At 72.2% G+C, this 20941-nt stretch carries 15 protein-coding genes; all 15 read right to left on the reverse strand.

Translation table 11 applies throughout. The annotated features are described in order from the left end of the window. Nucleotides 1-150 precede the first annotated feature (150 nt). The 15 genes from ACWD5O_RS25015 to ACWD5O_RS25085 all read right to left on the reverse strand — a co-directional run bounded on the left by ACWD5O_RS25015 (nt 151) and on the right by ACWD5O_RS25085 (nt 20751). The gene (locus tag ACWD5O_RS25015) at nt 151-2268 is read right to left on the reverse strand and encodes a ThuA domain-containing protein (protein ID WP_450086727.1); all 2118 of its coding nucleotides are present in this window, start codon (nt 2266-2268) and stop codon (nt 151-153) included. A gap of 75 nt (nt 2269-2343) precedes the next feature. Then, nucleotides 2344-5214 (reverse strand): PQQ-dependent sugar dehydrogenase, encoded by a 2871-nt coding sequence (locus ACWD5O_RS25020; protein ID WP_450086728.1) that lies wholly within the window; start codon nt 5212-5214, stop codon nt 2344-2346. A gap of 289 nt (nt 5215-5503) precedes the next feature. After that, nucleotides 5504-6571 (reverse strand): polyprenyl synthetase family protein, encoded by a 1068-nt coding sequence (locus ACWD5O_RS25025; RefSeq protein ID WP_450086729.1) that lies wholly within the window; start codon nt 6569-6571, stop codon nt 5504-5506. Next, the gene (locus tag ACWD5O_RS25030; protein WP_450086730.1) at nt 6568-7992 is read right to left on the reverse strand and encodes an alkaline phosphatase family protein; all 1425 of its coding nucleotides are present in this window, start codon (nt 7990-7992) and stop codon (nt 6568-6570) included. Before ACWD5O_RS25030 ends, ACWD5O_RS25025 begins: the two co-directional genes overlap by 4 nt. Then, complete coding sequence (gene eboE / locus ACWD5O_RS25035; RefSeq protein WP_450086731.1) at nt 7989-9191, reverse strand: metabolite traffic protein EboE; 1203 nt, start codon at nt 9189-9191, stop codon at nt 7989-7991. Before eboE ends, ACWD5O_RS25030 begins: the two co-directional genes overlap by 4 nt. Then, a complete protein-coding gene (locus tag ACWD5O_RS25040; RefSeq protein WP_450086732.1) occupies nt 9191-10045 on the reverse strand; it encodes a TatD family hydrolase in 855 nt (284 codons plus the stop codon). Before ACWD5O_RS25040 ends, eboE begins: the two co-directional genes overlap by 1 nt. Beyond that, on the reverse strand, nt 10045-10683 hold the full coding sequence (locus tag ACWD5O_RS25045; RefSeq protein ID WP_450086733.1) for an EboA domain-containing protein: 639 nt from the start codon (nt 10681-10683) through the stop codon (nt 10045-10047). The genes ACWD5O_RS25040 and ACWD5O_RS25045 overlap by 1 nt, the downstream gene beginning before the upstream one ends. A 57-nt stretch (nt 10684-10740) precedes the next feature. Further along, on the reverse strand, nt 10741-11760 hold the full coding sequence (locus ACWD5O_RS25050) for a sugar phosphate isomerase/epimerase family protein (RefSeq protein WP_450086734.1): 1020 nt from the start codon (nt 11758-11760) through the stop codon (nt 10741-10743). After that, the gene (locus ACWD5O_RS25055; RefSeq protein WP_450086735.1) at nt 11757-12626 is read right to left on the reverse strand and encodes an SCO3242 family prenyltransferase; all 870 of its coding nucleotides are present in this window, start codon (nt 12624-12626) and stop codon (nt 11757-11759) included. Before ACWD5O_RS25055 ends, ACWD5O_RS25050 begins: the two co-directional genes overlap by 4 nt. Further along, a complete protein-coding gene (locus ACWD5O_RS25060; protein WP_354965538.1) occupies nt 12610-13776 on the reverse strand; it encodes an inositol-3-phosphate synthase in 1167 nt (388 codons plus the stop codon). Before ACWD5O_RS25060 ends, ACWD5O_RS25055 begins: the two co-directional genes overlap by 17 nt. A 622-nt stretch (nt 13777-14398) precedes the next feature. After that, nucleotides 14399-15592, reverse strand: a complete 1194-nt coding sequence (locus tag ACWD5O_RS25065) for a Gfo/Idh/MocA family protein (protein ID WP_450086745.1) — start codon at nt 15590-15592, stop codon at nt 14399-14401. Nucleotides 15593-15645: 53 nt separating this feature from the next. Beyond that, on the reverse strand, nt 15646-16698 hold the full coding sequence (locus tag ACWD5O_RS25070; protein ID WP_354965540.1) for a substrate-binding domain-containing protein: 1053 nt from the start codon (nt 16696-16698) through the stop codon (nt 15646-15648). Nucleotides 16699-16794: 96 nt separating this feature from the next. After that, complete coding sequence (locus ACWD5O_RS25075) at nt 16795-17922, reverse strand: ABC transporter permease (protein ID WP_354965541.1); 1128 nt, start codon at nt 17920-17922, stop codon at nt 16795-16797. After that, nucleotides 17919-19466 (reverse strand): sugar ABC transporter ATP-binding protein, encoded by a 1548-nt coding sequence (locus ACWD5O_RS25080; protein ID WP_354965650.1) that lies wholly within the window; start codon nt 19464-19466, stop codon nt 17919-17921. The genes ACWD5O_RS25075 and ACWD5O_RS25080 overlap by 4 nt, the downstream gene beginning before the upstream one ends. A gap of 106 nt (nt 19467-19572) precedes the next feature. Next, entirely contained in the window at nt 19573-20751 is a 1179-nt protein-coding gene (locus ACWD5O_RS25085; protein ID WP_354965542.1) for an ROK family transcriptional regulator, read from the reverse strand. Between the last annotated feature and the right edge of the window lie 190 nt (nt 20752-20941).

Consider the following 20941-nt stretch of genomic DNA (forward strand, 5'->3'; position numbering starts at 1 on the left):
AGTCCCGCTGCCACTCCGGCCGGTAGCGCCGGTAAGCAGACAGACCATGCCCGGCCGGGCGGGGCACACTCGGCCGGGCATGGTCTGCGCTGGGGCGGGTGGCCCGGAGGGACCGTCAGCCGTGACCGGCGGCCCTCCAGGCTCAGCGGATCAGGGCAGCGTCCACTTCTGGTTGGCCGCGCCGTTGCAGGTCCAGAGGTGCACGACGGTGCTGTCCGCGGAGTTGTTCCCGGAGACGTCGAGGCACTTGCTCGACGACGTGTTGCGCAGGCTGCCGTCGGCCTGGGCCGCCCAGTTCTGCGCCCCGGTGCCGTTGCAGGTCCAGAGCTGGATCTTGGTGCCATCGGCGGTGCCGTTGCCGGACACGTCCAGGCACTTGCCGAGCGCCTTGACCGTCGAGTTCGGCGTCACGGTCCAGGTCTGCGCCGTACTGCCGTTGCAGGTGTAGATCTGGATCTGGGTGCCGTCGGCGGTGCCGCTGTTGCGCACGTCCAGGCACTTGCCGCCCAGGCCCTTGATCGGGCCGACTCCCGGCGTGCCGCCACCGCCGCCCCTGACCAGGGTGAAGTCGTCCACGTCGAAGAGCCCGGTGCCGCTCCCGGTGAAGGTGAGGTAGAGGTTCTGGGCGCCGGACGGGACACCGGACAGCGCGGTGGTGACGTTGGCGAAGGTGGTCCAGCTGCCGGTGTTCGGCACCGCGACCGAGCCGAGCACCGGGCCGGTGGCCGAACCGGTACGCACCTGGATGGTGCCGCCCGCGCCGCCCGAGACGACCCGGGACGTGAACGAGGTGACCCCGGTCAGGTTCACACCGTTGTACGCGGCCCAGTCACCCGGGTCGATGTAGCCGATGGTCTGGCCACCGTTGGCGCCCGCCTTGGTGAACGGGGTGACCCCGTTGGCCGAGCTGAACGCCTCCGCCTGGACGGTGGTGTTCCCCGTCGGCGGCGGCGTGGTGCCCAGCTCCTTGATCCGGATGTTGCGGAACGAGGCGTCGTCGCCGGTGCCGTGGTTCTGGATACCGATGTGCCCGGCCAGCGAACGAACCGGGTTCGTGTTGGTGAAGTCGTTGATCTTCACGCCGTTGAGGAAGATCTGCAACCGCTCACCCTCGACCAGCAGCTCGTAGGCGTTCCACTCCCCTGGCGCGTTCAGCGCCGCGTCACGGGCGGCGATGTCGGCGGACTTGAAGGTGTAGACCGACCCGGTGGTGCGGTCCGCCGCATCGGTGGCGTCGATCTGGATCTCGTAGCCGTTGTCCACCGCCGACCAGGGGTCACTGGAGGGCGGGAAGCCGATGAACACGCCGGAGTTGTCGTCGCCGGCCAGCTTCCAGTCCAGCTTCAGCGAGTAGTTGGTGAACTGCTTGGCGTTGTACCAGAACAATCCCATCCCGCCCACCGAGGTGAGGGTGGCGTCGGAGTTGGTGAAGTTGCCCGGACCGGCCTGCGACCAGCCGCTGGTCGAGCCGTTGTAGAGCGGGGTGTAGCCGGTCTCGGGCCGGCAGTCCGCCTTGCTGCGACCGGCCGCGTACCGGATACCGCCGAGCAGGTGCGCCCGGAACGCCGGCTCGGCGTACGACGCCTGGGTGTGCCCACCGCCGGTGTAGAACGACCGGCCGCCGCTGTAGCTCTTGCACCAGGAGTGCGGGTGGTCGGCGCCCATCCCGCCGCCGGAGTACGACGACTCGTCCAGGGTGGCCAGCACGTGGGCCGTGGACCGGGCGTTGGTCCGGTAGTTGTACCACTCGTCGGTGCGGGTCCAGGTCTGCGGCAGGTGCGCGGTCGCCGCGTGCCCCCGGTCCTCGACCTTGACGTCGGCCTGCTGGATGGCCGGGTGCGAGGCGAACCACGCGCCGACCAGGTTGCCGTAGAACGGCCAGTCATACTCGGTGTCGGCGGCGGCGTGCACGCCCACGTACCCCCGGCCGGAGCCGATGTACGACTCGAAGGCCGTCTGCTGGCTGGCGTTGAGCACGTCGCCGGTGGTGTTGAGGAAGACGACCGCCTCGTACTGGTTGAGGTTGGCGGTGGTGAAGGCGGCGGCGTCCTCGGTGGCGGTGACGGTGAAGCTGTTCCCCGCGCCCAGGTCGCGGATGGTCTGGATGCCGACCGGGATCGCGTCGTGCCGGAAGCCAGCCGTCTTGGAGAAGACCAGCACGTCGTAGGGGGCGTCGGCGGCGCTGGCCGGGTTGGCCGGGGTCGTACAGGCGAGGACGGCGAGGACGGCGGTGGCCGCGCCGAGGATGGGTCGCAGGAGTCTGCGCATATCGCTCTCCTAAGAACGGTTAGGAGGGGCCCCTTGTACAACACTAGGCGTTAACAAGGGGCCCTTCCTTTCAACTCAGGGCAGGGTCCACTTCTGGTTCGCGGCGGCGGTGCAGGTCCAGAGGTGCACGGCGGTGCTGTCCGCCGAGTTGTTTCCCGAGACGTCGAGGCACTTGCCGGACTGGACGTTGCGGACCGTGCCGTCGGCCTGCGCGGCCCAGTTCTGCGCGCCGGTCCCGTTGCAGGTCCAGAGCTGGATCTTGGTGCCGTCGGCCGAACCCCCACCCGAGACGTCGAGGCACTTGCCCAACGCCCTGATCGTCGAGTTCGGCGTGACCGTCCAGGTCTGCGCCGCGCTGCCGTTGCAGGTGTAGATCTGGATCTGCGTGCCGTCGGCGGTGGCGGCGTTGCGCACGTCCAGGCACTTGCCGGCCAGGCCCTTGATCGCGCCGCCTCCGCCAGAGGGGGTACCGGTGGTGAGGGTGAACGCGTCCACGTCGTAGAGCGCGCCGGTGCCCGACCCGGCGAAGGTCAGGTAGAGCGTCGTGGTGCCGGTCGGCGGGTTGGTGATCGCCCCCGTCACCGTGGTGAAGGTCTCCCAGCCTCCGGTGACCGGCACCGTGGCCGAACCGAGCACCGTGCCGGTGGCCGAGCCGGCCCGCACCTGGATTGTGCCGCCGGCACCGGCCGAGGAGACCCGGGCGCTGAACGACGTCACGTTGCCCAACCGGTACGGCTGGAACGCGATCCAGTCGCCGTTGTTGATGTCGCCGACGGTCTTGCCACCCTCGGCCGGGGTCTTGCTGAACACGTTGATCCCGGACGAGGTGCCGAAGAACTCGGCCTGCCGGTGCCGCGGGGGCAGCGTGTGCTGGGTGTGCGTGGTCAGCCCACCGGCGTCGGTGTACTCGGCGTCGAGAATGGCGAAGATGTTCGCCGCGTCGTCGTGCTCACCGTCGACCGGGATGGTGATCGATCCGGAGCAGCCGGTCTTCGAGGTGATCTGGTGACCGTGCTGGTCGTGCCCGAGGACGTAGGTCATCTTGACCTTCGTGCAGTCGATCGTGCCGTCCTCCGGGTCGGTCACGGTGATGCTGAACGGCACCGTGTCGCCGAAGCTGAACAACTGCCCGTTGCCGGGGTTGTTGATGGTCACCGTGGGCGCGGTGTTGCCCACGTTGATCACCACGCTGGCGGTGCCGGTGGCGCCCTGTGGGTCCCGCACGGTCAGCGTCGCGGTGTAGGTGCCGTTGGCGGTATAGGTCTTGGACGGGTTGGCCGCCGTGGAGCCGGTGCCGTCACCGAAGTTCCACGAGTACGTCAGCGCGCCGCCCTCCGGGTCCGAGGAGCCGGCCGAGGAGAACGTCACCGCCAGCGGCGCCGCCCCGGAGGTCCGGTTGGCGCTGGCCGTGGCGTTGGGCGCCCGGTTGCCGCCGGCCACGTAGTCGAAGCGGTAGAGCGCGGAGTTGGCGTCACCGTTGAAGTAGCCGGTGCCGTAGTCGAGCACGTAGTACGCGCCGTCCGGGCCGAACGCCGAGTCCATCACCTGCTTGCCCACCCAGGGGAAGCTGTCGATGGTGCCCCGGGAGCCGTCCGCGTTGACGTGGATCGGCTTGATCCAGCCGCGGCCGAACTCGGTGGCGAAGAACTGCCCGTCGAACGACTGCGGGAACTTCGTCGTCGAGGTGGACGAGGCGTTGTAGCGGTAGACCGGGCCGCCCATCGGCGACTCGGAGCCGCCGCCGAACTCGGGCGGGGTGCCGGCGTCGCCCGCGTACCGGATCCAGGCCGGCTGGGCCGGCGGCAGGGTGGGCAGGCCGGTGTTGCGGAACGAGTTGTTGGTCGGCCCGCCGGTGCAGTTGTACTTCGCCCCGCCGGTGTTGGTGGCGAAGTCCCACTCGTTGTACGTCTCGGTGGAGGTGTTGGTGCCGGTGCAGTACGGCCAGCCGTAGTTGCCCGGCGCGGCGACCCGGTTGAACTCCACCTGGCCGGACGGGCCGCGGGTGGAGCTGGTGGAGCCGGCGTCCGGCCCGTAGTCACCGACGTAGACGACACCGGTGGCCTTGTCCACGCTGATCCGGAACGGGTTGCGGAACCCCATCGCGTAGATCTCCGGCCGGGTCCTGGCCGTGCCGGGCGTGAACAGGTTGCCCGACGGGATGGAGTACGTGCCGTTGGCGTTCACCTTGATCCGCAGGATCTTGCCGCGCAGGTCGTTGGTGTTGCCCGCGCTGCGCTGGGCGTCGTACGCCGGGTTGCGGTTGGTCCGCTCGTCCAGCGGCGCGTAGCCGGCGGACTCGAACGGGTTGGTGTCGTCGCCGGTGGACAGGTAGAGGTTGCCGGCGGCGTCGAAGTCGATGTCCCCACCGACGTGGCAGCACAGGCCGCGGTTGGCCGGGACGTCGAGCACGTCGACCTTGCTCGCCTGGTTGAGTGTGAAGTCGGAGTTGAGGGTGAACCGGGAGAGCCGGTTGACGCCGTTCCAGGCCGAGAAGTCGGTGCCGGTGGCCGGCGCGTCGCCGCTGGGGGTGGAGAGCGGCGGGGCGTAGTAGAGGAAGATCTGCCGGTTGCTGGCGAAGTTGGGGTCGACTCCGACGCCCTGCAGGCCCTCCTCGTCGTGGGTGTAGACCGGCAGGGTGCCGATCACCGAGGTGGTGCCGTTGGCGTCGGTGCGACGCAGCGTGCCGTTGCGGGCGGTGTGCAGGACCGAGCGGTCCGGCAGCACGGCCAGCGACATCGGTTCACCCATGTCGGCCACGCCGCGGGCCAGCTCGACCTGCTGAAAGTCCGTGGCGTTGATGGGGTGGGCCTGGGCGGGGGTCGGGCCACCGAGCGCGGCCGGGCCGACGCCGAGCGCCACCGTGCCGGCGGCGACCACCAGGAGCAGGGCCGATCCGGTGGAGAACCATCGTCGGGACCGGTGGATGGGTACGTCCTTGATGGACATGATGTGCTGTCCCTTCCTGACGAATGACTGCCAGGCCGGGCGCGCGCCGTCGCGCCGGATGCCGTAGCGGTGGTGGTGGGGATGCCGATGGGTTACCGCGCCGCCGGTTCACCTCGACGAAACATTGTCGTGTTGGCCACGACACTAAATCGCGACGTGTCGATGTGTCTATACCTTCCGGTGGATCGCCGTGAACTTTCGTCGATACGATCGAAAGTCGGCAGGAAGCGCCATTCCCCAGACGTCGCGGACGATGTCCGGGGAACGGTGTCCGGCGCGCGCCGGCGGGTCAGGCGCGGCGGTCGATCGCCTGCGCGGCCAGCGCGACCAGCGCGGAACGGGCCTCCTCGGCCACCGCCGCGTTCTCCAACGCGGCCAGCGCGGCCTCGGTCCGGACCCGGATCATCTGCTCGATGCGCTCCCGGGCGCCGGTCGCCTCGATGATCCCGCGCAGTTCCGCCGCGCCGTCGGCGTCCAACGCCGGATTACCGAACAACTCCCGCAGCCGGGCGGTCTGCGGCCGATCAGCGGCGCTACGGGCCAGCGCCATCATCACCGTCGGCTTGCCCTCCCGCAGGTCGTCGAGGACTGACTTGCCGGTGACCGCCGGATCGCCGAAGACGCCCAGCACGTCGTCGCGGAGCTGGAACGCGTCGCCCAGCGGGTCACCGAACTCGCCGAGCGCGGCGAGCAGCTCCGGTCCCGCGCCGGCCAGCGCCGCGCCGATCTGCAGCGGCCGGGTCACCGTGTACCGGGCGGCCTTCATCCGGATCACGGTGAGCGCGCTGGCCACCGAGCCGTCGCCCACCCCGGACACCAGGTCCAGGTATTCCCCCGCGATCACCTCGGTCCGCATCAACGCGAACACCCCGTACCCCCGGTGCACCTGCTCGGTGCTCAGGCCGCACTCGTGGAACATCTGGTCCGACCAGGCCGCGCAGAGGTCCCCACAGAGCAGCGCCGTGTTGCGCCCGTACGCCTCGGGGTCGCCGCGCCAGGACGAGCGGGCGTGCAGGTCGGCGAAGAGCCGGTGCACCGACGGCTCGCCCCGGCGGCGGTCGCTGCCGTCCAGGATGTCGTCGTGGATCAACGCGAACGCGTGGAACAGCTCCAGTGCCGCGGCGGCCACCACGATCGGGGTGCCATCGGGCGCCCCGGCGCCGCGCCAACCCCAGTAGCAGAAGAGCGGGCGTAGCCGCTTTCCGCCAGCCAGCACGAACCGGTGCAACGCGGTGAACACGCCGCGTGGCGCGCCGTCCGGCCAGTCCGGGCCCTGCCGGTCGAGGAACCCGGCCAGCTCCGCGTCGAAGCGCGCCCGCAGCCCGCTCGCGTCGGTGGGTGCGACCGTGACGGTCATGGCCCCTCCCCCGGCCCGTCCGCGTCGGCGCCACCGCCGCGGGTCAGCCCGGCCAGCTCCAGCAGCAGCTCCTTGACCTCGGTGGCGGCGATCCGCTCCCGGGCCGCGGCCGGGTCGGAGCAGAGCAGCACCGGCGCGTCCGCCGGGTCGGTCGGCAACCGGCCGTGCGAGCCGCGGACCGCCCGGGCTCCGGCGTCCAGGCCGACCGCGCTCATCAGGTAGCGCATGCCCAGCTTCTTGCGGGCCAGCGCGACGCCCGCCCGACGCTTCGCCGCCCCCGGCGCGGCCGGGTCGAAGAACAGCTCGGCCGGGTCGTACCCCGGCTTCCGATGAATCTCCACCAGCCGGGCGAAGTCCGGCGCGCGGGCGTCGTCCAGCCAGTAGTAGTAGGTGAACCAGGCGTCCGGCTCGGCCACCAGCACCAGCTCACCGGCGCGTGGATGATCCAGCCCGTGCGCGGCCTTGCCCTCGGCGTCGAGCACCTCGGCCACCCCGGGCAGCCCGGCGCAGAGCTTCGCCACCGTCGGGACGTCGGCCGGGTCCCGTACGTAGACGTGCGCGACCTGGTGGTCGGCGACCGCGAACGCCCGGGACGTCCACGGGTCGAGGTACTCCATGCCCGCCTGGGTGTGCACCCGCAGCAGCCCCTCGGCGCGCAGCAGCCGGTTGACGTCCACCGGTCGGGACACGTCGGTGATGCCGTACTCGGAGAGCACCACGACGGTCGCGTCGCTGGCCCGGGCGGCGTCCAGGAGCGGCCCGAGCACCGTGTCCAGCTCCGCCGCCGCGGCCGCCGCCTGCGGGGAGGACGGGCCGTGCCGTTGCAGGTCGTAGTCCAGGTGCGGGACGTAGACCAGGGTCAGGTCGGGCGACACGTCGGCCAGGATCTGCTCGGCCGCCCGGCAGATCCACCGCGACGAGGGCAGCCCGGCTGTCGGCCCCCAGTAGGTGAACAGCGGGAAGGTGCCCAGCCGACCGGTGAGCGCGTCGTGCAGCTCCGGCGGGTCGGTGTAGCAGTCCGGTTCCTTGCGCCCGTCGGCGTAGTACACGGGGCGCGGGGTGACCGTCCAGTCGACGTCGGCGCCCATCGCGTACCACCAGCAGACGTTGGCGACGGTGTAGCCGGGCTCGGCCCGCCGGGCCGCCTGCCAGAGCTTCTCCCCGCCGACCAGCGCGTTGTGCTGCCGCCACAGCAGCACCTCACCCAGCTCCCGGAAATACCACCCGTTGCCGACGATCCCGTGCCCGCTCGGCGGCTCGCCGGTGAGGAAGGTGGACTGCACCGAGCAGGTCACCGCGGGCAGCACGGTGCCCAGCTCGGCCCGGAAGCCGCCGTCGGCGACCCCGCGCAGCCGGGGCATGTGCGCCAGCAGTCGCGGGGTCAACCCGACCACGTCGAGCACCACCAGTCGCCGGCTCATCGCGGCACCCCCGCACTGGCCCTGGTCAGCTCCGGGGTCAGGCCCAGGCCGACCAGCTCGTCGCGGGCGAAGGCCAGCTCGGCGGCGATGCCGGCGGCCAGCTCCGCGTCGGTGCCGGGCCGCCGCGCGGCCGGCAGCACCCCCCAGGTGTACGTCTCCACGTCGAGATGGTCACAGCCGGCCGCCGGGCCGGCGTAGAGCGCGGCGAGCGCGGCGCGCAGCACCGGCAGGGTGGAGCCGAGCGGTTCCTCGGGTGGGGCGTGCAGGGGCACGTGGTAGTGCACCCGCCACGGGCCGGGCAGCGCCGCGTCGAGCGCCGCGTCCAGGTCGTCGGCCGCGTACGCCGGGTCGGCCGGGTCGGCTCCGCCCGCGCAGCCCGCCCCCCGGGTCTGGTGCAGGAAGCGCGGCTCCACCCAGCGGCGCAGCGCGTCGGCGCCGCCGGCCGGGTCGGCCGCCTCGACTGCGGCGGAGACCTGCACCTTGACCACCGGCAGGCCGGCCGTCCGCAGCCGGTCCAGTGCCGCGGCCGGCTCCTCCCAGGCGCAGGCGAGGTGGGCCAGGTCGAGGCAGACGCCCAACCGCTCGGTGTCCATCCCGGACAGCAGCGCGGCAGCCTGACCGGTGCTCTCCACCACGCAGCCCGGCTCGGGTTCGAAGCCGACCCGCACCTGGCGGCCGGTGTCCCGCTGCACCCCGGCCAGGCCGGCGGCGAGCTGGTCGAGGCGGCGCCGCGCGGCGTCGGCCCGCTCGTCGTCCCAGGGCTGCCGCCAGGCAAGCGGCAGGGTGGAGATCGAGCCCCGGGCGGCGTCGTCGGGCAGCAGGTCGGCGAGCACCCGGGCCAGGTCCAGGGTGTACGTCAGGCGCTGCTCGGTGGTCCAGTCCGGCCGGTAGACGTCGTGCTTGACCACCGGCGCCTGGAAGGCCGCGTACGGGAAGCCGTTGAGGGTGACCACCTCCAGCCCGCGCGCGTCCAGCTCGGCGCGCAGCCGACGGCGCAGCGCCGGGTCGGCGGCCAGCTCGGCGGCGACCGGGGCGGCCAGCCACAGGCCGAGGCCGAGCAGGTCGCCGCCGAGCGCCGCGCGGACCGGCACGGCGTAGGTGTCCAGTTGGGCGAGGATGCCGACGAGGTCCTCGGCGGGGTGCACGTTGGTGCAGTAGCCGAGGTGCACGGTGTCGCCGCCGGCGTGCCGCAGCCGCATCAGCTGCCGCCGCGCAGGATCGAGTTGCCGGTCCCCGGGTCCACGGCCGCGAGTTCCAGGTCGGTCAGGTCGAGCCGGCCGGACTGCCCGTAGAACTGCACCGGGTTGCGCCACAGCACCTGGTCGACGTCGTCATCGGTGAACCCGGCCAGCAGCATCGCCTCGCCGGTGGCCCGGGTCAGCAGCGGGTCCGAGCGCCCCCAGTCGGCGGCCGAGTTGACCAGCATCCGTTCCGTGCCGTACTCCCGCAGCAGCTCCACCATCCGCGGCGGAGACATCTTGGTGTCCGGATAGATGGAGAAGCCCAGCCAGCAGCCGGTGTCCCGGACCAGCTTGACGGTCACCTCGTTCAGGTGGTCGACCACCACCCGGCCCGGCTCGATGCCGGACTCGGTGACCACGGCGAGGGTCCGCTCGACGCCCCGGGCCTTGTCCCGGTGCGGGGTGTGCACCAGCGCCGGCAGGTCGTACGCCACGGCCAGCGCGAGCTGCGCGGCGAACGCGTCGTCCTCCTCCGGGGTCATCGAGTCGTACCCGATCTCGCCGACCGCGACCACCGCGTCCTTGTCCAGGTAGCGCGGCAGCAGGTCGAGCACCGGCCGGCAGCGCGGGTCGTTCGCCTCCTTGGGGTTCAGCGCCACGGTGGCGTGGTGCCGCACCCCGAACTGCCCGGCGCGGAACGGCTCCCAGCCGATCAGGGAGTCGAAGTAGTCGGCGAACGAGGCGGCGCTGGTGCGGGGCTGGCCCAGCCAGAACGCCGGCTCCACCACGGCCCGGACGCCGGCGGCGGCCATCCGTTCGTAGTCGTCCGTGGTGCGTGAGGTCATGTGGATGTGCGGGTCGAAGATGCGCATCACGCCTCCGTGGGGGTGGGACGGTCGACGGTGCCGGTCCCTCCGCTGTGCGCGGTGAGCCGGTCGAGCAGGTCGGTGGCGTCGGCGGGCATCTCCCGGCCGGCGGCGTGCCGCTCGGCGGCCAGCGCGGCCAGCATCGCGGCCAGCTCACCGTCGGCGCGGGCGTCCAGGTCGGCCACGACGGCCAGCGGCACGCCGGTGAACACGCACTTGAGGACCGCCTGTCGCCAGGCCGCCGGGTCGAGGTGCCGCGCGTACGGGCCGAGCGCGGCGGCGACGAGCCGGGTGTCGTTGGTCCGGATGGCGTCGTGCAGCAGCGGCACCCCGGCGGCACCGATCGGCAGCAGCGGCAGGGCGCGCAGCACCGCCCGCCGCTCGGCCGCGTCGCCGTTCCGGTAGAGCGTGTCGGCGAGCTGGGCGTGGTCAGCGGGCAGGGCGGTGAGCAACAGCACCCGGGCCGCGTCGTCGGCCGTCCAGCCGGGTGCGTCGGGCAGTGCGGCGCGGCCGCAGCGCCGGCCGGTGGCCGAGAAGAGCCGGCTGATCGCGCCGGGCTCGGCCGCGACCCGGCGCAGCGCCGTCTCCAGCCAGTCGGGATCGGGTACGCCCCGCAGTGCGGCCCGTAGTGAATCCGGTGTCATCCCGTCTCCTCCCTCGTGCTGCTCCGCAGGCACCCCAGGTGCGCCCTTTGCTCTGCTTCACTCCACGCGACGGCCACTGTCCGGATATCGGACGGCCGCTGGTGCGTCCGTGGAAGCAGAGCAAAGGGCACCCATGGGCACCTCGTCCTCGCTGCGCCGGCCGGTCGCCGTCACGATCGCGGTGGTGCTCCGGGCCGCCGCCGTCGCAGCGGCGGCGCGCAGGAACTCGATCGACCGGGCGGCCACGGCGGGCGCGGCGTGCGAGTCCCGGGGCAGCTCGACGGCGACCAACCCGCGGTAGCCGGCCTGCGCCAGGGCCGTCAGCACCGGCGGGAAGTCGATCTCGCCGGCGCCGAACTCCAGGTGCTCGTGCACGCCTCGGCGCATGTCGTCGATCTGCACGTTGACCAGGTGCGCGGCCACCTCGGCGACGCACTGCGGCACCGGCCACGGCTCCAGGCAGCGGCAGTGCCCGATGTCGAGGGTGATGCCGAAGCGGCCCGGCTCACCGAGCGCCGCGCGCAACCGACGCCAGCCGGCGATGTCCTCGACCAGCATCCCCGGCTCCGGTTCGAAGCCGAGGGTGACACCGGCGGCGTCGGCGGCGTCGACCACGGTGGCGCAGCCGGCCACCAGCCGGTCCCAGGCGGTCTGCGCCGGTACCGCGTCGGGCCGGACGCCGGCCCAGAAGGAGACCGCCTCCGCGCCCAGGTCGGCGCCGATCCGGACGGCCCGGCGCAGGAACTCGACCCGCCGGGTCGGGTCGTCGTGCAGCAGCGTCGGTGCGTGCTTGTGCCACGGGTCGAGCAGGTAGCGGGCTCCGGTCTCGATCACCACCGCGAGGCCCAGCGCGTTCAGCCGCCGGCCCACCGCCGCGACCCGGCGGGTGAGACCGGGCGCGAACGGGTCGAGGTGGTCGTGGTCGAGCGTCAGCGCCACCCCGACGTAGCCGAGGTCCGCGAGGACGGCCAGCGCGTCGTCGAGCCGGTGGTTGGCGAAGCCGTTGGTGCCGTACCCGAGGCGCAGCGTCCGAGCGTCGGCGGCCGGCGGCGCGGTGCGTGGCTGGGGGGCGGTCATGTCGGGGAGACCTTCCGGGCCAGCCGCCGGCCCAGCGGTGCCGCCCCCGCGACGGCCAACCCGAGCAGGCCGGCTCCGCCGCGCGCGGTGAGCGCTCCCTGCAGGGCGGGCAGTCCGGTGATCCCGGCGCCGACCGCGGCGCGTACCCGCCCGGCCGACGGGTCGCGGACCACCTGGGCCTGGGCCGCGCCGTAGCGGGCGGCGTACCAGCCGGACAGTATCGCGGGCAGCGCGGCGACGAGCCCGACCGACCGGGCCCGGCCGGCGGGTGCGGCGGCGCTGGCGGCGACCAGGGCGGTGCCGGCCAGCGTGCGCAGTGGCAGCGCGGCGTCGGCGCCGGTGACCTCGCGGCGGGACAGCGCGGTGACCGTCCAGGTGTGCGCGGCGACGGTCGCCGCCGCCGGCAGCGCCCGGGTCAGCCGACCGCCGGACGCGCCGAGCAGCACGTCCAGCCCCCGGCAGGCGGCCATCACGGCGGGTCCGGCCGCGGTGTTCTTGGCCAGCAGGTCGTACCCCCAGATGCTGGCCGCCAGCGGCACGGCGAGCGCGGCGGCGCGGCGACCGCCCACGGCGGCGGCCAAGCCCAGGCCGGCGGCGGTGAGGCCGGCCGCGAGACCGACCGCGGCGGCCGGGGCGACGCGACCGCTGGGGATGGGTCGTTCGGGCCGCTCGACGGCGTCCAACCGCCGGTCGGCCCAGTCGTTGGCGGCCATGCCGGCCCAGTAGAGCAGCACCGAGGCGCCGGCCAGGGCGGGGGTACGTCGGTCCAGCGTGCCAGCCGCCGCCGCGCCGGCGACCACGTCGCCGGGGACCGAGAGCGCCGCCGGCGCCCGGACCAGCTCGGCGAGGTCAGCCAGCGTGGTCATGGGCACCGTCCCGGCCGGCGTGCAACTGGCGGGTGAAGTCGACCAGCCGGGTCCACTGCTCGGCCAGCGAGTGGGTCGGTGTGCCGAGCGGATCCTTGAAGAAGAAGCCCAGCTCGGCCAGCGGCCCGACGCGCCCGGCGGCGTGCGCGGCGGCGGTGAGCCGGGCCAGGTCGAGCACCAGCGGCGCGGCCAGCGCCGAGTCGCAGCCGTGCCAGGTGAACTCCATGCGCATCCCGGTGCCGAGGAAGCCGGCGAAGGTGATCAGATCCCAGGCGGTCTTGAAGTCGCCCAGGTCCTCGACGTACTCGATCCGCGTGCCGCCCTGGGGCAGGTAACCCAGCGTCTCGCCGAGCACCCGCTGTTTGCTCTGCACCTTGGCCGCGTTGGCGGCCGGGTCGGCGAGGGTGGCGCCGTCGCCGCCGCCGAGCAGGTTGACCCCGGACCAGGAGCGCACGGCCAGGTTCCGCATCGCGAACATCGGCGCGAGCACCGACTTGACCAGGGTCTCCCCGGTCTTGCCGTCGTGCCCCGCGTACGGCAGCCGGACCTGCTCGGCCAGCGCGGTCAGCGCCGGCAGCCGCAGCCCGGTGGACGGGGTGAAGTCGACGTACGGGCAGCCGGCCAGCAGCGCCGCGTACGCGTACAGGGAGCTGGACGGCAGCACCTCGTCGGGGCCGGTGAGGGCGACGCGCAGCGCCTCCGGATCGGCGTGCCCGGGATGCGGTGCGGGAGCCGGTTCGGTGGCCGAGACGTTGACGACCACCACCCGGTCCAGTGCGTGCCGCTCACGGAAGGCGGTGAGGTCGCGCACCACGGCGGCGGCCCGGTCGGCCTGGGTGGCGCCGACCGGCGCGGGGCGCAGCTCCCGCTCGACGGTGGCCAGCTCGTCCGGGAGCGCGGCGACCAGCCGTCCGGGGACGACACCGCTGTCGGCCAGCGCCTCGGCCCGCTTGCACAGTGGGGTGGTGGCGAGGTCGTGCCCGCCGAAGACCAGATCGGCGAAGGACGGCAGGGCGGGGCCGCGCAGCTCCGGCAGCTCGGTGACGCAGCCGGTCGGCCCGGCCAGGCCGGCTCGCAGCGCGAGCCCTCCGACGATGCTGGTGGTCGCGACGGAACCGCGCGCACCCACCAACCAGACACCCGTACGCATGGTGCTCCTTCCCGTTCAGGAGGAACCCTCGATGTAACTAAATATAGGAATATCAAAATATTTCTCGAAAAGATACGCCCTGGGTGAATGGGCCCCGCCCGCCCGCCCCGCACCGGGATGGCACCGGATCCCGACATCGGCGTCGGCGGCGACGACGCCGGGCCGGCTCCCGGCACGGGTGCGGGCAGACGGGGCTGGTAGGCAGGGTCGGTCGGCGTCTCGACCCTGCCTCCCCCGCATCCGGCCGACCGGGGCGTCGGCGTGCCCCGACCGGACGTCTCAGGCCGCCGTGCCCACCGGATCGTCGACCGGTGTACGGCCCGCCGGACGTCGGCGAGCGGAAGCGGTACGGGTGGGGGCAGCGGCGGGCGGTGCCATCAGGTCCTCCGGATCGCCGGGGGTGGTGGCGGTCCTCCGGTGCGGCCGGGGAATCCCGGTCCGGACGCACCGGACGACCGTCCTGCTCGTGCGCCACCGGGCCGTACGGCCCGGCTGCACGCCCTCCGGTGCCGACCTCGTCCCGGCCGCGGGGCGCAAACCGCGGCCGGTCCCTCGCCGGTCGACTCCGGAAAGCCGGTCGGGCGATGGCGGCGCGAACACCACCATCGCGGATGGTCAGAGGTCAGACGGCCACCGCGGCCAGCGCCGGTTGCACCTCGGTCCACGAGGAGCCGATCTCCGCCGAACGGGTCACCGCGTCCAGCACGAGCTGGACCTGCAACGCGTCGGCGAAGGAGGGAGCCGGGTCGACGCCGGTGGCGACCGCCTCGATGAAGTCGCGCATCTGGTGGGTGAAGGAGTGCTCGTAGCCGATGATGTGGCCGGGCGGCCACCACGCCGACATGTACGGGTGCTCCCCCTCGGTCACCAGGATGCGGCTGAAACCCTGTTCCACGCTGGGCCGGGTGGCGTCGTAGAACTCCAGCTCGTTGAGGCGTTCCAGGTCGAAGACCACGGTGCCCAGCGAGCCGTTGATCTCGACACGCAGGGCGTTCTTGCGGCCGGTGGCGAACCGGCTCGCCTCGTACGTGGCCAACGCGCCACCGTCGAGCCGGGCCACGAAGACCGCGGCGTCGTCGACGGTGACCGCACCGGTGGCCGAGGCGTTGCCGTCGGCCGACCCACCGCCGTCCACCGAGGCCGCCAACCCGCTGGACCCGGCCGGCAACGGCCGCTCCTTGACGAAGGTCTCGGTGACCGCGCTGACACCGGTGATCCGTTGGCCGGTGACGAACTGGGTCAGATCAATGATGTGCGCGCCGATGTCGCCGAGCGCGCCGGAGCCCGCCCTGTCCTTCTGCAACCGCCACACCAGCGGGAACTGCGGGTCCACGATCCAGTCCTGCAGGTACGTCGCTCGGACGTGTCGAATCACCCCGAGTCGTCCGTCGGCGACGAACTGGCGCATCATCGTGACCGCGGGAACCCGGCGGTAGTTGAACCCGCACATCGACCGCACCCCGGCTGCCCGGGCGGTGTCCGCCGCGGCGGCCATCGCCCGCGCCTCGGCCACCGTGTTGGCCAACGGCTTCTCGCACAGCACGTGCTTGCCGGCGGCCAACGCGGCGAGGGCGATCTCAGCGTGGCTGTCGCCCGGGGTGCAGACGTCGACCACGTCGATGTCGTCCCGGCTGATCAGGTCACGCCAGTCCGTGGTGTACGCGTCCCAACCGAGCCGGTCGGCGGCGTCCGCCACCTTCCCGGTGTCCCGGCCGCAGATCAGCGCCATCCGGGCCCGCGCCGGCAGGTCGTACACGCGGTTCACGGTGCGCCACGCCTGCGAGTGCGCGGCGCCCATGAACGCGTAGCCGACCATGCCGACCCGCAGTTCTCTGTCTGTCGTGGACAAGGTGGGTCTCCCCCCGTGTGTCAGAACCCGAGCTTCTCGTAGCTGCTCGCGTTCTCCTTGGTGATCGTCTCCGAGGCGAGGGTCACTTCCTTGGGCACCTGCAGCTCGGTGAAGTCGCCCAGGCCCCGGCCCTGCGCGATGAGCCGGGCGAGCGAGATCGCCGACGAGGCCATCGACGGGTTGTAGGTGACCGTCGCCTTGAGCACGCTGTTGTCGGCCTTGATCGCGTCGATCGCAAGCTTCGAGCCCGCGCCGCCGACCATGAAGAACTCGGAGCGGTTGGCCTGCTTGATGGCGGCAAGGACACCGATGCCCTGGTCGTCGTCGTGGTTCCAGATCGCGTCGATCTTGGGCAGCGCCTGGAGCAGCTGAGCCGCCTCGCGCTGGCCGCTGTCCGAGGTGAACTCGGCCGAACGGCGGTTGTTCACCTTGAAGCCGTAGGTGGCCAGGGCCGCCGTGAAGCCCGCGCTGCGCTCGACGGTCAGCGGGATCTCCAGACCGGCGATCTCACCGATGACCGGGTTGGTGACGCCCTTGTCCTTGAGCTGCTTGCCGATGAAGTGCCCGGCGGACACGCCCATGCCGTAGTTGTCGCCCTTGATGACCAGCCGCGACGCCAGAGCGTCGGGGAAGACCCGGTCGAGGTTGACGATCGGGATGCCCGCCTGCATCGCCTGGAGAGCGACCGCGTTGACCTCCTTGCCGTCGTGCGGCAGCACGACGATGATGTCCGGCTTCTGTGCGATCAGCGTGCCGAGCGTGGAGCGCTGCGCCTCCGACGTCGTCCCGCCGTCGACCTCCTTGAGCTCGACGTCGGAGTACGCGGCGGCCTGCGCCTTGGCGTTGGCGTGGATCGCGCCCATCCAGCCGTGGTCGGCGGCCGGGGCGGAGAAGCCGATGACGACCTTCTTGCCCGGGGCGTTGTTGCCGGCGCCGTCACCGGCGGCCTTGGTCTGCGTGCTCGCCGCCGGGGTCTCGTTACTGGTGCAGGCGGTGAGCAGGGTGGCGGCGCCGACGGCGGCCCCACCGAAAAGCAACCGACGGCGCGACAGGTCGCGACTGTGCTGGGTCATGCCGACCTCCTGGGAACGGGAATGGAGTTGTTGAGGGTGTGCGAGGTCCGGCCACTGTCGAATGTCTCGACGTCGCCAGGAACAACGTGCGGTGCGTCAGGTTGTGGTGGTGAGCCTGTTCCGCGCGAGGAGCCGAGTGAAGGACTTGAACTGGAACTGCTGGACCAGGACGGCGGCGACGATGATGCCGCCCTTGACCATGTTCTGCGCCTCGATGGAGAGGCCGTTGATGGCGAAGAGGTTGGTGATCGTGGCGAAGATGATCACGCCGAGCAGTGAGCCGACGATCGTGCCCCGGCCACCGCTGAGCAGCGTCCCGCCGATGATCGCGGCGGCGATCGCGTCCAGCTCGTAGAGGTTGGCCATCGCCGCCTGGGCCGAGGTGGCCTGGGAGGTGAGCATGATGGCCGCGATGCCGCAGCAGAGGCCGGAGAGCGCGTAGAGCAGCATGGTGTGCCGGCGGACGTTGATACCGGCCAACCGCGCGGCCTCCGGGTTACCGCCGACCGCGATGGTCCGCCGACCGAAGGTCGTCCGGTTGAGCAGGATCCACCCGGCCACCACCACCGCGCCGAGGATGTAGACCAGGATCGGAATCCCGATCACCTTGCGCGCCGCGATGTCGTTGATGAAGGTGCTGCTGGACACCTGGGTCTGCTTGTTGGAGATCGACGCCGCGAGCCCGCGAGCGGCCACCAGCATCGCGAGCGTCGCGATGAACGGCACCAGCCGCCCGTACGAGATGAGCACGCCGTTGACCAGACCCACGCAGATGCCGACCACGATGGCGGTGAAGATCATGCCGCCGGCGCCGTAGCTCTGGGTGGCCACCGTCGTGCACCAGACGCCGGCCAGCGCGACGATCGCTCCGACCGACAGGTCGATCCCGCCGCCGATGATCACGAAGGTCATGCCGACCGTGACCACGCCGACGACGGAGGCCAGCTGAAGGATGGCCAGGATGTTGTTCCAGACCCAGGTCGGGTCGTCGTAGAGGTCGGGCTTGGTGATCGCGCCGACCAGGATGAGCGCGGCCAGCACCCCGATCAGACCGAGGTTGCGCTTGACGCCGTCGCCGTTTTCACCCCGCCACCAGGAGAGCCGGCCCCTGGATGCCGTCGTGTCGCCGGCCGCCGCCGTCTCCGCCGGGTCCACCGGCGGAGACTGCGCAGGAAGCTGCGGGCGCTCCGGTGTCGCGGTGGGAGTGGGAGTCGCGTCGCTCATGCCGGTGCGCCTTCCATCAGGGACCCCGCCATCACGAGGTCGAGCACGGTGTTCTCGTCGAGTTCGCCGGCCGGGGCCTCGCGGACGACCCGACCCTCCCGCATCACCAGCACCCGGTCGGCGAGGCCGAGCACCTCGGGCACCTCGCTGGAGACCAGCAGCACCCCGACGCCCTGCGCGGCCAACGCCCGGATGACCTGGTAGAGCTCAGCCCGGGCGCCCACGTCCACGCCCCGGGTGGGCTCGTCGAGCAGCAGCAGCCTGGTGCCGCCGAGCAGCCAGCGCCCGACCACCACCTTCTGCTGGTTGCCGCCGGAGAGGGTGCGCACCGGCCGGCCGACGTCCCGGGGCCGCAGCTCCAGGCTCTCGGCGATCCGGTCGGCCTCGGCCCGCTCCTTAGCGGCGTCGGTGAAGCCGAGCCGCGCGTACCGGCCGAAGGTGGCCAGCGTGACGTTGCGGTAGATCGGTTCACCGAGCAGCAGCGCCTGGCTCTTTCGTTCCTCGGGGGCCATCCCCATGCCGGCCCGCACCGCCGCGCCGACACTGCCCGGACGCAGCACCCGACCGGCCATCCGGACGGTGCCGGCCTCCGCGGCGCGGGCGCCGTAGATGGTCTCCAGCAGCTCGGAGCGGCCGGAGCCGACCAGGCCGGCGATGCCGACGATCTCCCCGGCGCGGACGTCGAGTGAGACGTCGGCGAACTCGCCGGGACGGGTCAGCCCCTCCACCTGGAGCAGCTCGGCGCCGACCGTGTCGTCGGTCGGCCGGTCCGGGAAGACGTACTCGATGGTCCGGCCGGTCATCCGGCTGACCAGGTCACGGGTCGGGGTGTCGCGTGCCGGCAGGTTCGCCGCCGTGGTCCGGCCGTCCTTGAGTACGGTGACCCGGTCGCCGATCTCGCGGATCTCCTCCAGGCGGTGGGAGATGTAGATGACCGCGATGCCCTGTGCGGTCAGCTCGCGGATGATCCGGAACAGGTTGCCGACCTCGTCGTGGGCCAGCACCGCGCTCGGCTCGTCCATGATGATCAGTCGGGCCTCGTGCGACAGCGCCCGCGCCATGCTGACGATCTGCTTGCCGGCGGCCGGCAGCGCCCGGACCATCCGCCCGGGCGGAATCTCGCCGTGGCCGAGCCGGCCGAGGATCTGCCGGGTGTGCCGGGCCATCCGGCCGCGCCGGACGAACCCGAAGCTGCGGTGCTCGTGGCCGAGGAAGGCGTTCTCCGCCACCGAGAGATCCTCGACCAGGTCGAGTTCCTGGTAGATGGTCGCGATGCCGGCGCGCATGGCGGCCTGCGGATTGGCGAAGGTGACCTGCTCGCCGCGCCACTCGACCTCGCCGGAGTCCGGCTGGTGCACGCCGGACAGCACCTTGATCAGGGTGGACTTGCCGGCGCCGTTCTGCCCGAGCAGGCAGTGCACCTCGCCCGCGCGTACCTCCAGCTGCACACCGTCCAGGGCGCGTACCCCGGGGAAGGTCTTGACGACGTCGGTCAGGCGCAGGACGACCTCACCGGCGACGGTGTCGGCGGGGGCTTCGATCAACGGCGCGTCGGTGCCGGTGTCCGTCGGCTCGGTGGCGACGTTCTCCTCGGACTGGGCCACGGTCTCCTCCTCGCTCACGACGGTTCTCCGGCTCGCGACTGCGGGCTCATGTGGCCTCCGCGAACGCGACGTCGCTGGCGAGCACCGCCGCGCCGGCGACGCCGGCCCGACCGCCGAGCTCGGACAGCACGACCGGCAGGTTTCCGGTGGCCAGCGGCAGCGACCGGCGGTAGACGACGCTGCGGATCTCGGCGAGCAGGATGTGCCCGAGCTGGGCCAGCCCGCCGCCGATCACGATCATCGACGGGTTGGTGAAGCTGACCAGGCCGGCGAGCACCCCACCGACCCGCCGTCCGCCGTCACGGATCAGCTGGATGCAGGTCACGTCCCCCTCGACGGCGCCCTCGGCGACGTCGAGAGCGGTCACCACGCCGCGCATGGCCATCCGCTCGGCCAGCGCCGGCGACACCCCGCTGCGGGCGGCGGCGGTGGCGTCCTTGGCCAGCGCGGCGCCGCTGAACAACGCCTCCAGGCAGCCGACGTTGCCGCAGGAGCACATCGGACCGTGCGCGTCGACCTGGATGTGGCCGATGTCCCCGGCGCAGCCGTCGGTGCCCCGGTAGACCTCGCCGGTGAGGTAGATCCCGCACCCTATTCCGGTGCCGATCTTCACGAAGAGGAAGTCGTCCACCGAGTGGGCCACCCCGCCGTGTCGCTCACCGATCGCCATGATGTTGACGTCGTTGTCGACCACCGCAGGGCAGCCGTGCTCCCGGCTGAGCAGCTCGCGCACCGGGAACCGGTCCCAGCCGGGCATGATCGGCGGCGAGACCGGGACGCCGTCGCGGAAGCTGACCGGGCCGGGCACACCGATGCCCACCGCGTCCAGCCGCTCGTACGCGCCGTCGACCTTGGCCTTCTGCAGCAGCTCGTTGACCCGTTGCAGGGTCACCTTCGGTCCGTTGCGGATGTCGGCGGCTTCGGCGTAGTGCGCCACCGGTTCGAGGCGGCCGTTGACCACCTCGACGTCCATCGAGCTGGCGCCCAGGTCGACGGCCGCGAACCGCAGCTTCGGGTTCAGCTCGACCAGCGTTGAGCGACGTCCGCCCCGGGAGGCGGCCAGCCCGGCTTCGGCGACGTAGCCCAACGCGACCAGTCGATCCAGCTCGGCCAACAGCCGCGGGCGGGGCATCTGGAGCCGGTCGGCCAGTTCGGCCCGGGACACGGCCCCCTCGTCGCGGAGCAACCGCAACAGGCGGACGTGCAGGGGGTCGACGGTCCGCACCCGGACTCACCTCTTCATTGGACTCGTTCACATCGGCGCAATGCCGATGTGTCGTGTCCGACACAGTAGGAGCGTTCCGTGCCGCCTGTCCAGAGCTTCAGCCGTTCTGATCCCAACTTTTGTCCATGCGAACAAAAGCTACTAGTCGATCAAGAAAAGGGTCGCTCCCCGCCCGGGTCCGCTCGCCCAA

This window comes from Micromonospora sp. NPDC005161, from assembly GCF_053599855.1.